The organism is Sulfitobacter dubius (assembly GCF_900113435.1).
GTDB classification, from domain to species: Bacteria; Pseudomonadota; Alphaproteobacteria; order Rhodobacterales; family Rhodobacteraceae; genus Sulfitobacter; species Sulfitobacter dubius.
The window spans coordinates 1,064,542-1,079,729 of record NZ_FOPG01000001.1 but is presented as its reverse complement, the minus strand read 5'-3'; the positions used below and the strand labels follow the sequence as shown (position 1 = coordinate 1,079,729).

General features: G+C 60.5%; 12 protein-coding genes. 6 read left to right on the top strand and 6 right to left on the bottom strand.

Annotation, left to right across the window (positions count from 1 at the left end; genetic code table 11):
* Positions 1-155: 155 nt before the first annotated feature.
* The 3 genes from BM229_RS05310 to BM229_RS05300 all read right to left on the bottom strand — a co-directional run bounded on the left by BM229_RS05310 (position 156) and on the right by BM229_RS05300 (position 4,022).
* Complete coding sequence (locus BM229_RS05310; protein ID WP_093926595.1) at positions 156-1,154, bottom strand: ABC transporter permease; 999 nt, start codon at positions 1,152-1,154, stop codon at positions 156-158.
* Entirely contained in the window at positions 1,147-2,184 is a 1,038-nt protein-coding gene (locus BM229_RS05305; RefSeq protein WP_093926594.1) for an ABC transporter permease, read from the bottom strand. Before BM229_RS05305 ends, BM229_RS05310 begins: the two co-directional genes overlap by 8 nt.
* A gap of 116 nt (positions 2,185-2,300) precedes the next feature.
* Complete coding sequence (locus tag BM229_RS05300; RefSeq protein ID WP_093926593.1) at positions 2,301-4,022, bottom strand: peptide ABC transporter substrate-binding protein; 1,722 nt, start codon at positions 4,020-4,022, stop codon at positions 2,301-2,303.
* Positions 4,023-4,335: 313 nt separating this feature from the next.
* Between BM229_RS05300 and BM229_RS05295 the strand changes: the two genes are divergently transcribed.
* The 5 genes from BM229_RS05295 to BM229_RS05275 all read left to right on the top strand — a co-directional run bounded on the left by BM229_RS05295 (position 4,336) and on the right by BM229_RS05275 (position 11,216).
* Positions 4,336-6,168, top strand: a complete 1,833-nt coding sequence (locus tag BM229_RS05295) for an ABC transporter ATP-binding protein (protein WP_093926592.1) — start codon at positions 4,336-4,338, stop codon at positions 6,166-6,168.
* A gap of 12 nt (positions 6,169-6,180) precedes the next feature.
* Positions 6,181-7,344, top strand: a complete 1,164-nt coding sequence (gene argE, locus BM229_RS05290; protein ID WP_093926591.1) for an acetylornithine deacetylase — start codon at positions 6,181-6,183, stop codon at positions 7,342-7,344.
* A gap of 103 nt (positions 7,345-7,447) precedes the next feature.
* Positions 7,448-8,794: an NAD(P)/FAD-dependent oxidoreductase gene (locus BM229_RS05285; RefSeq protein ID WP_167360196.1), complete on the top strand. Its 1,347-nt coding sequence runs from the start codon at positions 7,448-7,450 to the stop codon at positions 8,792-8,794.
* A 24-nt stretch (positions 8,795-8,818) separates the two neighbouring features.
* The gene (locus tag BM229_RS05280) at positions 8,819-9,985 is read left to right on the top strand and encodes a M20 aminoacylase family protein (protein WP_093926589.1); all 1,167 of its coding nucleotides are present in this window, start codon (positions 8,819-8,821) and stop codon (positions 9,983-9,985) included.
* Between the two features lie 67 nt (positions 9,986-10,052).
* On the top strand, positions 10,053-11,216 hold the full coding sequence (locus BM229_RS05275; RefSeq protein ID WP_093926588.1) for a M20 aminoacylase family protein: 1,164 nt from the start codon (positions 10,053-10,055) through the stop codon (positions 11,214-11,216).
* 57 nt (positions 11,217-11,273) lie between these two features.
* On the opposite strand, the gene BM229_RS05270 is transcribed toward BM229_RS05275, so the two are convergent.
* From BM229_RS05270 to moaA, 3 genes are read right to left on the bottom strand one after another with little or no spacing between them, the layout of a single operon-like run.
* Positions 11,274-12,317 carry a glycosyltransferase family 4 protein gene (locus BM229_RS05270; RefSeq protein WP_093926587.1) on the bottom strand — a complete coding sequence of 348 codons (1,044 nt, stop codon included), beginning with the start codon at positions 12,315-12,317 and terminating at the stop codon, positions 11,274-11,276.
* Positions 12,310-13,605 (bottom strand): 3-deoxy-D-manno-octulosonic acid transferase, encoded by a 1,296-nt coding sequence (locus BM229_RS05265; RefSeq protein ID WP_093926586.1) that lies wholly within the window; start codon positions 13,603-13,605, stop codon positions 12,310-12,312. The genes BM229_RS05270 and BM229_RS05265 overlap by 8 nt, the downstream gene beginning before the upstream one ends.
* A gap of 4 nt (positions 13,606-13,609) precedes the next feature.
* Positions 13,610-14,617, bottom strand: coding sequence for a GTP 3',8-cyclase MoaA (gene moaA, locus BM229_RS05260; RefSeq protein WP_093926585.1), 1,008 nt, complete (start codon positions 14,615-14,617; stop codon positions 13,610-13,612).
* A gap of 85 nt (positions 14,618-14,702) precedes the next feature.
* On the opposite strand from moaA, the gene BM229_RS05255 reads away from it, so the two are divergent.
* Positions 14,703-15,185, top strand: coding sequence for a hypothetical protein (locus tag BM229_RS05255; protein ID WP_093926584.1), 483 nt, complete (start codon positions 14,703-14,705; stop codon positions 15,183-15,185).
* Positions 15,186-15,188: the final 3 nt, after the last annotated feature.

Sequence of the window (15,188 nt, the reverse complement as noted above, 5' to 3'; positions counted from 1 at the left end):
ACAATCAAGTGAAAGCTGACGTTGGGGCCACCGGCGTCAGCGAAATTTTTTCTGTTTCGATGGAAAAATAGGCGACGCTGTTCACCCTGCGTCAGGGGCCGCGAAACAACCGGTCCCCATCGCGATGGGCAGGGGCCGGTCGGTCCTTATTTGGCTCAGCGTCCGCGAATGCGCGGATCAAGCGCGTCGCGCAGACCGTCGCCAAGGTAGTTCACCGCCAGCACGGTCAGCGAGATGGCGATGCCAGGCAGCATCACGCGCTCGGGGAACTCCTGCATCCGGTCCACTGCGTCGGCCAGTTGCTTGCCCCATGTCGGGAAGTCCGAGGGGAAGCCGACGCCCAAAAAGCTTAGCGCGCTTTCGGTGATGATCGCCGTGGCCAGACCCAGCGTGGCCGAAACCATGATCGGCGAGATCACGTTGGGCAGCAGGTGCCGGCGGATAATCTTGCCCGGTGTGGTGCCGATGGAGCGGGCGGCAAGGATGAACTCACGCTCTTTCAGCGCCAGAATGTCGCCGCGCACGATCCGCGCCGTCTGCATCCATGAGGTCAGGCTGATGACCGAAACAATGAGGATGAACATGCCGCCCTCAGGGCCGAACTGAGATCGCAGCGGTTGCCCGAAGAGTGTCACGGCTAAGAGCACCAATGGCAGAATTGGCAGGCTCAGGATCAGGTCGGTGAAGCGCATGAGCCAGAAGTCCATCCGCTTGAAGAAGCCCGAAAGCACGCCGATTGCTGTACCGATAATCAGCGCCAGCGCCATGGCCATCCAGCCCACGGCCATCGACACGCGCCCGCCAAAGAGCATCTGCGCAAGGATGTCGCGGCCCAATTGGTCGGTGCCGAAGGGGTGAATCCAGCCTGCCTTGGCGTCACCGTCCCACAAGAGCGTATAGATCGGCCGCCAATCCTTGTTGCGAATGTCCAGTTTCTTGGCGTCAATGTCCCAGATATAGGGGCCAAAGATCACCGCAAGCGTGATGAAGATCAGGAAGGAGCCGCCAAAGAGCGCACCCTTGTGCTTGCGGAACTGGTCCCAAACATCGCGCCACTGGCTGCGCGGCGGCTTCTGCGGGCCCTTGTCTTGCAGGGCTTTCATGAATTCGAGGTCGGCTTCGACCGGGCTGGCGGGAATGGGTTGCTCAGTCATAACGGATCCTTGGGTCAAGCAGGCCGTAGAGGATATCTGCGATCAGGTTGAACAGAACGATCAACACCGCAAAGATAAAGGTTAGGGTCATCACCATGGGCAGATCGTTGGCACGCAGCGCGGTCAACAGAAGCTGGCCGATGCCATTCACCTTGAAGACGTTCTCGGTGATGATGGCGCCGCCAAAGATGGCGGGCATCCCAAGCGCGATGATAGTGACCACCGGGATCATCGAGTTGCGCAGCACATGGACCATGACGACGACGCTCTCCTTCAGCCCTTTGGCGCGAGCAGTGCGCACGTAGTCTTGGTTGAGGTTGTCGAGCATGGCACCGCGCATGTAGCGGCTGATCTGCGCCGTGGTTTGCAGCGCCAGCACCATGACGGGCATAATCATCTGCATGAACTGCACCTTAAAGCTGGCCCAGTCGTTCACGACATGGGTGGTGTCATAGATCGACGGCAGCCAGCCAAGCGTAACCGAGAAGATCACGATCAACAGCGGGCCGGTGAAAAAGGGCGGGATCGAAAAGCCGACCATGGTGATGAATGTCCCGGCCTGATCGAAGACCGAGTAATGGCGGTAGGCGGAATAGATGCCAATCGGGATGGCGATAACGATGCCCACAATATAGGCCAGCCCCACGACCCAGAGGGTCTGCGGCATCCGCTGGATCACGATGTCCATCACCGGGGAGCGGGTCTGCCAAGAGATCACGCGCAGCTTGCCCTCTGATAGGGCGGTGTCAGGCAGCCAGCCGAACAGCGTGGAACGGTTGGTCAGATAGTCGATGAAGACCTGCGGCTCGATCCAGAAGACCTGAACCAGCCATTTCCAGTATTGGATATGGATCGGCTGTCCGAGGCCGAGCGCCTCGCGCATCTTTTCTTTCACCTCTGGCGGGACCGTCAGCGGCACTTGGGCCATCGGGTCGCCGGGGGCGAGTTGTAGCAGCAGGAAAATCACCAGGCTGATAAACAAAAGCGTCGGGATCGACAAAAGAAGTCGTCGGATGGTGAAGGTCAACATGGGCGTCGCCTTTGTAAGTCAGTCTGTGGGGGTGGGGGCGATAGGGGGCGTGCGGATGTCGCACACCCCCGAAGGTCGGTGAAGAGAGGCGCAGTATGCCGCGCCTCCGTCCTAGATCACTCTTCCATGCGGTACCAATCGGCGGCATTCCACAGCTCGGAGTCCCATGTGTTCAGCACAACGCCACCAAGGGTGTTGGAGGCAGCCGAGACGCGACCACGGTCAACCAGCGGCAGGATCGAGTAGCTGTCCTTGGTCAGCATGTCGTTCAGCTTTTTGGCCAGTTCGCCACGCTTTTCCATTTCGCCGGTGCGGCCCAGTTCGGCCACCATCGCATCATACTCTTCGTTACAGAAGCGGTTGATGTTCTCACCTTGCCACTGTGTTTCCGGGCTTGGGAACTTGGCGCAGGTCCGCTGAGCAAGGTAGCTTTGCGGGTCGGTGCCATCGAAGTTGTTGGCGTACATTTCAACGTCTGCATAGAAACGCTGGAACGTGTCGGTCGAACCGGGGTCGCCACCGAAGAAGACTGAAGAATCGATGTTGCGCAATTCGGTTTCAACACCGATCTGGCTCCACCAATCCTTGATCAGCGCTTGGAAGTCCTGACGAACGGCGTTGGTGGAAGTTTGGTAGAGCAGGGCCAGCTTTTCGCCGTCCTTGTCACGTACACCGTCGCCATCTGTGTCGGTCCAGCCCGCTTCGTCCAAGAGCGCCTTGGCGCCTTCGATGTCTTGGGTCAGGCAGTCGGTATTGTCCGACGCGTAAAGCTCAGGCGCAGGCACCATGTTGCAGGTGGCGCGGCCTGCTTGGCCGTAGCCGACCTCGACCAGCAGTTCGCGGTCGATCGCCATGGAGAGCGCCCGGCGGACTTTCTCATCGCTCAGGATCGGGTGCGGATGTTTAGCTGTGGCGCGTTCACCTTCTGGAAGGTCTGGCGAGGCATCGGTCATGTTCAGCTCAAGACGCTCAACCAACGTGCCGAATGCCGACATGGGCTTGCCCTTGCCGCCTTCGGCCATCTTGGCGATGACATCGGGGGCCAATTGCAGGTTCCATGCGTAGTCAAACTCACCCGTTTCCATCACGGCACGACCCGCGGCAGTCGCGTCACCGCCGCCTTTGAAAGTCAGCGTCGCGAAGGCGGGTTTGCCTGCGTCGCGGAAGTTTTCGTTGGCGGCCATGGTGATTACGTCATTGGGACGGAATTCTGTTACGGTGAAAGGGCCGGTGCCGATGGGGTTAAAGTTGGCTTCGGTACACTCGGGCGCCTTGGCGCCGGTACAATCAGCAAACTGTGCCGCCTGAATGATGGGGGATTGGCCGCCCATGAAGGGGCCATAGGGGTTTGGCATCGGCTCAGAGAAGGTCACCTTGACCGTCTGGTCGTCGATCACCTCAACCGAAGAAACGCCTTCGAATTTCGCCAACTGCGCGCAGCCGCCTTCGGGATTCATGCAGTAATCAGCGGTGAATTTGACGTCATTCGCGGTGAAGGGCGTGCCGTCAGACCATAGCAGCCCGTCTTTCAGCTTCCATGTGATGGTCTTGAGGTCTTCGCTCACGCCGCCGTTTTCAAGCGTCGGGATTTCGGTGGCCAAATAGGGCACCAGCGCGCCGGTTTCGTCATAACGGCCAAGCGGTTCAAGAACCAACGAGGAGGCCTCAACATCTTTGGTGCCCGAGGACAGATAGGGGTTCAGGATCGACGGTGCCTGCCAATAAATAACTTTGACTTCACCATCGCGGCCGCGCTCGCCCTCATGGGCTTCGGCAAAGGCCATGGGGGCAAACGCAGTCGATGCGACAGCCCCCATCAATAGGGTTTTCAATTTCATATCTTACTCCATGTTGGACACGTGGACGTGCCACTTATTGTCGACGGGATTGCCCCCGCCTTGTTGTTGTCGCCCCGGAAAGAACATGAGCTTCACCAGCTAAACATAACAAAACAAGTAATATTCAACCTGTGATCGAAGCGCTCTTTCCAAACCGCATGGGGCATATCGAAACAGGTTTGCCGAAAATTGCAAGGCCGGACATGGCGCATTTATGACAAAGACCAACGCCCGCGCGTCAGGTTTGACAGTCTTATCAAATCCGCCGTAGCGTCAGGCGAAATCTGAGCCAATAAAAACAACAGGGAAACAGATGCTGGATCACACAAACGAGGCGCCAATCGCCCAAATTCAGGGCCTGCGCGTCGAATTTCAGACCAAAGACGGCCCGGTTGTGGGCGTTGAGGACGTCAGTTTTGACATCAATCCCGGAGAGACGGTTTGCGTGGTCGGGGAATCAGGGTCGGGCAAATCGGTGTCTTCGCTGTCCCTGATGCGGCTTGTTGAATATGGCGGCGGTGAAATAGCAGGCGGTCGCCTGCTTTTTGAGCGCGGTGAAAAGGGCCAGATCGATCTGGCAGCCAGCAGCGGCAGTCTGATGCGCAAGATTCGCGGCAATGAGATCGGTATGATCTTCCAAGAGCCGATGACCGCGCTGAACCCGGTGTTCACAATCGGCAAGCAGATGACAGAAGGTCTGCGCCTGCATTTGAACATGACCCGCCAAGAAGCGGAGGCGCGCGCGCTGGAATTGATGCGGCAGGTTCGTATCCCCGAGCCTGAGCGGCGGCTAAAACAATACCCGCATGAGCTGTCGGGTGGTATGCGTCAACGTGTTGTCATCGCCATGGCACTGGCCTGCGAGCCGCGCCTACTAATCGCGGATGAGCCGACAACCGCACTCGACGTTACCATTCAGGCCGAGATCCTTGCGCTGATGGACCGACTGAAGCGCGAAACTGGCACGGCGGTGATGTTCATTACCCATGACATGGCCGTGGTGGCGCAGATGGCTGACCGTGTGGTCGTCATGTTCCGCGGCAAAAAGGTCGAAGAGGGCACGGTCGAGGAAATCTTTGAGAACCCGCAGCACCCCTATACCAAAGCCCTGCTCGCGGCTGTTCCGAAATTGGGCGAAATGACGGGCAAGCCCTATCCTGAACCGATGAAGCTTCTGGGGTCCGAAGACAAAGAAATCCTGCCGATCAAAGGCCGCGACGAAGTGCTGCTGTCGGTCAAAAACCTGACCACGCGCTTCCCGGTTCAGGGTGGTTTCCTGCGTCGTACCGTGGCCAATGTTCATGCCGTCGAAGACCTGTCCTTTAGCATCAATAAGGGCCAAACCTTGAGCCTTGTCGGCGAATCCGGTTGTGGTAAATCCACCGCTGGTCGGTCGATCTTGCGGTTGGTTGAGCCGATGTCGGGGGAGGTGAACCTCGACGGTGTCGACGTTATGGCGCTTGATCAAAAAGCCCTGCGCACCGCGCGGCTGGATATGCAGATGATCTTCCAAGATCCCTTTGCGTCTTTGAATCCGCAGATGCAGTTGGCCGATCAGGTGGCCGAACCGATCCACAACTTCGCCACGCTCAAAGGGGCGGAGATCACCAAACGGATCGAGATGCTTTTTGACCGGGTTGAATTGCCGCGCAGCTTTATGCGGCGCTTCCCGCATGAACTCTCGGGCGGTCAGCGCCAGCGCGTCGCCATCGCCCGCGCGCTTGCGTTGAACCCCAAGCTGATCATCGCGGATGAGGCCGTCTCGGCCCTTGATGTGTCTGTACAGGCGCAGGTGCTGAACTTGATGATGGAGCTTCAAGCCGAGATGGAACTGTCCTTCCTCTTCATCAGCCATGACATGGCGGTGGTTGAGCGGGTGAGCCATTATGTCGGCGTCATGTATCTGGGCCGCATCGTCGAGTTGGGCTCGCGTCAACGTGTCTTTGAAAACCCGCAGCACCCCTATACCCAAGCTCTGATGAAGGCGGTTCCCATCGCCGACCCGCGGCGGCGGAAGTCGGAGAAGGATTTGAATTTCAAACCTATTCCATCGCCGATCCATCCTGCCAGCTATGTGGCAGAGCCGTCGACGTATAGAGAGGTGGAGCCGGGCCACCATGTGCTGACCACAGACAGCGGATACTAAAGGAAGACCCCAATGACCGAACGCATGACGCCGTTTGAACTGATGGAAAAACTCATCAGTTTTCCCACCGTGTCGCGGGAAACCAACATCCCGCTGATCGACTGGGTGGCTGATTACCTCTCTAGCCACGGCATCGAAAGCCACCGCTACATCGATCCCGACCAGCCCAAACATGCGCTTTTTGCCCATGTCGGCCCATGGGAAGAAGGTGCGTTGGTGCTGTCGGGCCATACGGATGTTGTGCCGATCGACGGCCAACCGTGGGAGACTGACCCCTTCACTGTGACCGAGCGCGATGGTTGCTATTATGGACGCGGCACCTGCGACATGAAGGGGTTCGATGCGCTGGCGATCTGGACACTGGTTGAGGCGCATTACGCCGAAGTGAAGCGCCCGCTGCAAATCGCACTCAGCTTTGACGAAGAGATCGGCTGCACCGGGGCGCCGCCGATGATCCAAGCGATGCAAGGTGTGGTGCCAAAGGGCTCTGCCGTGATCGTAGGTGAGCCGTCGACCATGCAAGCTGTAACCGGGCACAAAGGCGGCATTGGCTTTAACACGCATTTGGTTGGATTTGAGGTCCATTCCTCACTGCTGCACACTGGGGTCAACGCGATCATGGCCGGGGCCAAACTGATTGAATGGGCCAACGACGTGAACAGCGACAATATGGCCGCCCGCCCGTCAGAGACAGCGGCGATGTTCGATCCGCCTTTCACCACTGCCCACGTTGGTGTGATCGAAGGCGGCACAGCGCATAATATCACCGCCAAAGACTGTAAGTTTGCGATGGATTTCCGCGTGGTGCCGGGCGAGGACAAAGACAAATGGGGCACGGCATACCTCAAAGCGGTGCGCGAGGTCGAAAAACAGATGCAGGCCGTGGTGCCAGAGACCTACATTGAGACATCGACGCGATTTGATGTACCTGCATTGCAGCCTGAAAAAGACGGCGAGGCCGAACAGATCGTGCGCCAGATCACCGGCGACAACGCGAGCCACAAGGTCAGCTATGGCACCGAGGCCGGACAGTTTCAGGAAGCGGGTTATTCCGCTGTGATCTGCGGCCCCGGCGACATCGCGCAGGCCCATCAGCCCAATGAATACATCGAGGTGGCGCAATTTGAGGCAGGCCATGCCTTCATGCGCAAATTGCTGACCCGTCTGCAAGGCTAAGCCGGGGGCGGGGGCCTGCTGCCCCCGCTACCCGGCAAGACGATCTGCAATTTCCTCCGGCCGCTTGATGCTGCTCGCGCGGCCAAAGCTTAAAGGCCGCGCCATGTCCTCCTTTCCTATCACGCTCTCCAGCCCCGCCAGCTATCCCCGCACCCCTCCGCGCGAGAGCGAGGTCGTGGTGATTGGTGGCGGGGTGATCGGCGTTTGCACGGCGCTGTTTCTGGCGCGGGCAGGCAAACAGGTCACGCTTTTGGAGAAGGGCCGCATTGCCGCCGAACAATCCAGCCGCAATTGGGGCTGGATCCGCCAGCAAGGGCGTGATCCGGCGGAACTGCCGATCATGGTCGAGGCGGCAAAACTCTGGCGCGAACTGGCCCCGCAATTGGACCGCGATATTGGTCTGAAACAGACCGGGGTGACCTATTTGGCAAGCTCGGACGCTAAGATGCAGGGCTATGCCGACTGGCTGCCCCATGCGGGCGCGCATGGCATTGACAGCCGATTGATGGACGCGAATGAGGTTGCCGGTGCTTTTCCGGGGCTGAACAAAACCTATGCCGGAGCGTTGGTCACCCCGTCTGATATGCGTGCTGAGCCTTGGGCGGCGGTGCCCGCCCTTGCGGCCTTGGCGGTAAAGGAGGGCGTTCGCATCATCGAAAACTGCGCGGTGCGCAAGCTCGACCTCGCCGCTGGCCGCATCGCGGGTGTGGTGACCGAAGCCGGCGCGATCCGCACAGCATCGGTTGTGCTGGCGGGCGGGGCATGGTCGGCGCTGTTCCTGCGCGCCCATGGGATCAGCCTGCCACAGCTTTCGGTGCGCGAATCCGTGGTCGCGACCAATGTGCTGCCAGACGTTCATGCAGGTGCGGTGGCCGAGGCTGGTCTTGCCTTTCGCCGCCGTGCCGATGGGGGCTATACGCTGGCACCGGGGGCGGCGCCGGACCTTTACATCGGCCCTGATGCCTTCCGCTCATTCCGCCATTATCTGCCGCAACTGCGCGACAACCCGTTCGGCCAGCGGTTCCGCGCGTCGGCACCAAAGGGGTTTCCCGACGCGTGGACCACCCCGCGCCGTTGGGCCGCTGACAGTTTCAGCCCGTTTGAAGCGATGCGCATTCTTGATCCCGCGCCCGATCACCGCCGACTGCGCAAAGTGCTAAAACAATTTGCAGCGCTTTATCCTGAACTGCCGCCGATCACGGCGCGCAACTCTTGGGCTGGGATGATCGACACAATGCCCGATATCGTGCCGGTGGTGGATAATTGCGCTCAAATTCCGGGCCTCGTCATTGGCATGGGCATGTCGGGGCACGGCTTTGGCATCGGGCCGGGGATGGGACGTGTGCTGGCCGCACTGGTCATGGGCGATGCGCCGGGGCATGATCTGAGCAGATTTCGCGCCGACCGGTTCAGTGATGGCACGCCCATCCGCCCCGGACCGGCGCTCTAATTTCATTCTATCAAAGGACAGGTTATGCCGATCAAGAACCGTTTCGCCGAAACCCATGCCGAGATTACCGCATGGCGGCGACATCTGCATGAGCATCCAGAACTGTTGTTCGACCTGCCTGAAACCTCAAAATTCGTGGAAGAGAAGTTGCGCAGCTTTGGCATCACCGACATCACCACCGGCATCGCGCAGACCGGCGTGGTGGCGGTGATTGAGGGGCAGAGAAACACCTCTGGCCGCACCATCGGGCTGCGCGCTGACATGGACGCGCTCCCGATTATGGAAGCGACGGGGCTGCCCTATGCCTCCAAAACTCCCGGCAAGATGCATGCCTGTGGCCACGATGGTCATACCGCCATGCTGCTGGGTGCGGCGCAATATCTGGCTGAGACGCGCAATTTCGATGGGCGTGTCGTGCTCATCTTCCAACCCGCCGAAGAGGGCGGTGGTGGCGGTGAAGTCATGGTGCAGGAAGGGTTGATGGACCGTTGGGGCATCAATGAGGTTTACGGCATGCACAACATGCCGGGCTACCCCACAGGCCATTTCGCCATCCGTGAGGGCGCGCTTCTCGCGGCGGCGGATGAGTTCAATATCACGCTGACCGGGCAGGGCGGCCATGCTGCAGCCCCGCATGAGGCGATCGATACCAACCTCGCCGCCGCCCATGTGTTGATTGCGCTGCAATCCATCGCCAGCCGCAACACCGATCCGCTAAAGCAGGTCGTCGTTTCGGTCTGCACCCTGCGCAGCGATACCGAAAGCCACAATGTGCTGCCGCATCAGGTGCTTTTGGGCGGCACGGTACGGACGCTGGATCCCGAGGTGCAGGATCTGGCCGAACAACGCTTGTACGACATCACCCGCCTGACGGCAGAGGCGCATCAGTGCAAGGCCGAGATCGACTATCAGCGTGGCTATCCCGTGACCCGCAACCACGCCGAGCACACCCGCTTTGCCGCCGTGGCCGCGGATCAGATCACCCCCGGCACCGATCGTAACACACCGCCCATCATGGCGGGCGAAGATTTCTCTTACATGCTCAATGCGCGACCGGGGGCTTATATTATGATCGGCAACGGCGACGGGGCGACGGTCCACCACCCGGAATATGATTTCGATGATGCTGCGATCCCGGCGGGCTGCTCATGGTTCGCGCAGGTGGTTGAGGACCGGCTGGCAAGGGCGTAAGCATGGGGCAGATAAATGCGACTGCATGAAAATCAGCGCCAACCCAACTCCGGAGGAAACTTCCCAAATGGCCGTTAAGAACCGATTTGCCGAACTGCATGATGACATCACCGCATGGCGTCGCGACCTGCACGAGAACCCCGAGATCTTGTTCGAGACGCATCGCACTTCGGGCATCGTGGCCGAGAAACTGCGTGCTTTCGGCTGCGATGAGGTCGTCGAAGGCATTGGCCGCACGGGTGTTGTCGGTGTCATCAAGGGCAAGGAAACCGGATCGGGCAAAGTAATGGGCCTGCGCGCCGATATGGACGCGTTGCCAATAAATGAGCAGACAGGGCTGGAGTACGCCTCTAAGACGCCCGACGCGATGCACGCCTGCGGCCATGACGGCCACACCGCGATGCTGCTAGGTGCCGCGCAATATCTGGCGGAAACCCGCAACTTTGACGGCACGGTTGTTGTGATCTTTCAGCCAGCCGAAGAAGGCGGCGGCGGTGGTCGTGAAATGTGCGAGGACGGCATGATGGACCGTTGGGGTATTCAGGAAGTCTATGGCATGCACAACTGGCCGGGCATGCCCACAGGATCCTTCGGCATCCGCCCCGGATCGTTCTTTGCAGCGACGGACCAGTTCGACATCACCTTTGAGGGGCGCGGGGGCCATGCCGCCAAGCCGCATGAGACCATCGACACCACAGTCATGGCTGCTCAGGCGGTTCTGGCGCTGCAAACCATCGCCGCACGCAACGCCGACCCGGTAGAGCAGATCGTGGTTTCGGTCACCGCGTTTGAGACGTCCTCTAAGGCGTTCAACGTGATCCCGCAGCGGGTGCAGATGAAAGGCACCGTACGCACGATGTCGGCAGACGTGCGCAGCCTTGCGGAAAAACGTATCAATGAGATTTGTAACGGTATCGCCGCAACTTTTGGTGGCAAGGCCGATGTGACCTATCACCGGGGCTATCCGGTCATGGTGAACCACGAAGAGCAGACCGAATTCGCAGCCGACGTGGCGCGCTCCATCTCTGGCGATTGTAGCGAAGCGCCTTTGGTCATGGGCGGCGAGGATTTTGCCTTTATGCTCGAAGAACGCCCCGGTGCTTATATTTTGGTGGGCAACGGCGATACCGCAGCGGTGCATCACCCCGAATACAACTTCAACGACGAAGCTATCCCGGCGGGTTGCAGCTGGTGGGCGGGGATCGTCGAGCAACGGATGCCAGCGGCGTAATTCCTTGACCCATGAACTGAACGCGCCTCCTTCTGGGGGCGCGTTTTTCGTTGTGGGTCAGCCGCGTTCCCAAAGCGCGTTATAGACGGCTTCGATCCCGTCCGCCTCCGACCGGGCGCTAAAGCGGCCCTCGGCCCAACGTCGCGCGGCATCAGAAAGGGCGGCTTGATCTTCCCGCCGGAGCAGTGACAGCGCGGCATGAGAGGCCGCCTCTGCCGCGCCCAGAGGTACAACCTTGCCCACACGGCCTGCGTTTGAGAAGGCCCCGTAATAGCCCGCGTCACTGCCTACGAACGGCACGCCAGACGCCAGTGCTTCTAGTGGGACCATGCCGTATCCTTCGTAGCGTGGCAGTTGCACCACGAGTGACAGGGCACGCATTAGTTTCGGAAGATCGGCGGCGGGATATTCCCCGATAAAAAGCAGCCGGTCCGCCAGCCCTGCGGCTTCGACCTGTGCCTTGAGCTTGGTCAGAAACGCCTCATGCTTGCCTCCCGCCCGGCCAATGACCAGCGCCACCGCGCCGGGGCGTTCAGGCAGCAGGCGCAGCATCGCCTCTACGAAAAGGTCGGTGCCTTTTTCAGGCCGGATGCGCCCCACGGTGGCAATGCCATGGGTGCCGCCAAAGCCCATCTGCTCCCAAGCGTTCGCCCGGTTCGTGGCGGGCGAGAAGACATCGGTGTCCACCCCATGGGGCACCACGGCGCGCACATGGGGCACGAACTCTGCCGCGCGTTCGGTCGTGGCGATCACCGCGTCCATCTGACGGATCAGCCAGCGCGGATAGGCAGAATGCAAGCGCTGCGCGGCTGAGGTAAAAACAATTTTGATATTGGCGCGGCGCACATTACGCAGCCAAACCGCGCTGCGCATCTCCGTATTGCGGCGCACATGCCAGATGGCAAAGGGAAGGTCTGCGGGTTCATGGCTTCGGGTGATCCGCGCCGCCGCCGCGCGGGTCAGCGGGACCGGACAGCCGGGCAGGGGCTGGCCCACCAGCGCTAGATCATGCCGGGCGACCTGCTGGCGGATGACATTGGCCGCCGTCGCAGAAACCCCGGTGAAATTGCGGTTGTAGTTGGTTACGTAGAGTTCAGGCATCGGGCGGCCCCTTACGCAAACCCAAGGCGGTGATCAGCCGCTCGGCGATACTATCAAGCTTGTCGGTTTGCGCCGCGGCATAGTCTTCGGCCGCCGCCACACAATTGGTCCGCGCGACATCATCCGTCAGCAGGTCGGCGACGCGATCCGCCAAGTCCTGCGTGCCTGCAATCAGACGTGCAGCGCCTGCGGTTTCCATCTCGGCATAGGTTTCGGCAAAATTGGTGACATGGGTGCCTGACAGCACCATCGCCCCGGCCTGCGCGACCTCATAGGGGTTATGCCCGCCGATGGGGTGGAGCGACCCGCCCAGAAAGACAATCTCAGACAGCGCGTACCATGTGCCCAACTCGCCCAACGTGTCGGCGAGAAACACCTGCTCTTGCGGCATGTCGCCCCGCGTGCGGCGGCCATGGGTCAGGCCGATGCTGGCGATAAGACCGGCCACCTCATCCCCGCGTTCCGGGTGGCGGGGGACAAGGATCAGGCAAAGGTTTGGAAAACGTTCCAACAACTGCCGATGCGCCTCAAGTACCGATTTTTCCTCTCCGGGGTGAGTAGAAGAGGCGATCCAGACGGGGCGCCCGCCCAGAGCCGTCCGGGCCCGCGCAACCGTTTCATCGTCCTGCGGCAGGGGGCCTGCCATGGATTTAAGATTGATCCCGGGCGCAACCCGGTCGGTGGGCGCGTTGATCGTAGCCATGGCCCGCGCCATCGCGTCATTCTGCGTCAGGATCAGATCAAAGACGCCGAACAAGAACCCCGCCATCGCCGGTTGCTTTTGCCACCGCGCGATCGAGCGTTGCGAAAGCCGTGCGTTGATCAGCGCCATCGCCGTGCCGCGCGCATGGGTCCGATGCAGCATCTGAGGCCAGAGTTCACTCTCAACGAAAAGTGCGGCATCAGGACGCCAGTGGATTAGAAAACGCTTTAACGGGCCGGGGGCATCCAGCGGCGCGAACTGATGCCGCGTGCGCGGGGGTAGGCGACTGCCCACCAGTCGGGCCGATGTCGCGGTACCAGAGGTGATTAAAAAATGCGCCTGCGGCAGGGCGCGGCCCATCCGGTCAATCAGGGCCAAGACCGACAGGCTTTCGCCGACCGAAGCCGCGTGGAACCAGATCAGCGTACCGTCGGGGCGCGGCTGGCTGGCATGGCCGAGTTTCTCGCGGGCCCGCGATGGTTCAACCCCCGCGCGGCGCAGTTTGGCCATGGATTGCCGTCCAGCGATGGGCAGTATTGCGGTGCTCGCCGCGACCCATGCCTTGTAAAGGAAGGGCGTGCCCATTGGCTCAGCCGCCCGTATGGCTCATGTGACGCGGCATTTGACCGTCGACGCGCTGGCGCGAATAGTCGAAATCATGCCCCTTCGGCTTGCGGTCAATCGCAGCGCGGATCGCCTCTTGAAGCGGCAGATCCGTATCGGGGTGTTCGCGCAGCGGCGCGCGCAGATCGGTTACGTCTTCTTGCCCCAGACACATGAAAATCTCACCTGTACAGGTGACGCGCACGCGGTTGCAGCTTTCGCAGAAGTTATGGCTCAACGGGGTGATGAAGCCGATTTTCTGGCCTGTCTCTTCCAACCGCACATAGCGCGCCGGGCCACCCGTGCGCTCGGCCAGATCGGTGACGGTGTAATGCTCCGCATAGCGCGCGCGCACGTCCTTGAGGGACCAGAACTGACCAAAGCGGTCTTCGTTGCCCAGATCACCCATCGGCATGACTTCGATCCATGTCAGGTCAATCCCACGCTCGGCGCACCATTCGGTGATGCGCGGCAATTCGGGTTCGTTGAAGCCCTTGAGCGCCACGGCGTTGATCTTGATCTTCAGCCCTGCACGTTGCGCGGCATCAATCCCGCGCAGCACCTGCGGCAGACGGCCCCAGCGGGTGATATCCGCGAACTTCTGCTCGTCTAGCGTGTCGAGCGAGACATTTACCCGGCGCACCCCGGCGGCATAGAGGTCATCGGCGAAGCGTTCCAGTTGGCTGCCGTTGGTGGTCAACGTCAGTTCTTTCAGCGCGCCACTGTCAAGATGCCGTTTCATCCCTTCAAAGAAGGTCATGATACCCCGGCGCACCAAAGGCTCCCCGCCGGTGATGCGCAGTTTCTCAACGCCCAGATCGACGAAGTTGCTGCACAAACGGTCCAACTCCTCCAGCGTGAGGAGTTCCTTCTTGGGCAGAAAGGTCATGTTCTCCGACATGCAATAGACGCAGCGAAAATCGCAGCGGTCGGTGACGGAGACGCGCAAGTAGGTGATTGCGCGCATGAATGGGTCAATAAGGGGTGCTGTCATGCCTTATAGGTAATGCTCCGCCCACTGCGGGGCAAGCGGCATTTGGGCGATTGATAAGGGGGTAGGGCGCAGATAGTCTGGCGGCATGACACGTATTATTATCCCGCTTTTCATCGTGGCCGCCTCCGCTGGCTGTAGTAATCTGGCTGACCGGTTTGGGATAGAACGCGCCCAACCCGAAACGGCATCCGCATCGGCAGAGGTCGCGGCGCCCACTGCGGCGCCAATCGCGGCGTCCGGCAGCAGTGCAGAGGCGCTGGATACAACAACAGCGGCAGAGCGCGAAGCCGCCACTCGCGCCCCGACCAGCGCAGGTTCTGCTTTGGGAACGACTGTGGTCAGCCTTGGCAGCGCGGCAGAGCCGGGGCTGTGGTTAAAAACGCCCCTCGTGAAATCCGAGCAGCCCGGCCGCGTGACGAACCCCGCCACGGGTAAATCGGCCGCGGTGACGCTGATCCCGCTTGAGGGGCCATCGACGGCAGGCAGCCGTATGTCGCTGCCCGCCTTGCGTTTGATCGGTGCCTCGCTGACGGACCTTACTATGGTCGAAGTGTCGGCCGAAGGTTAGGGG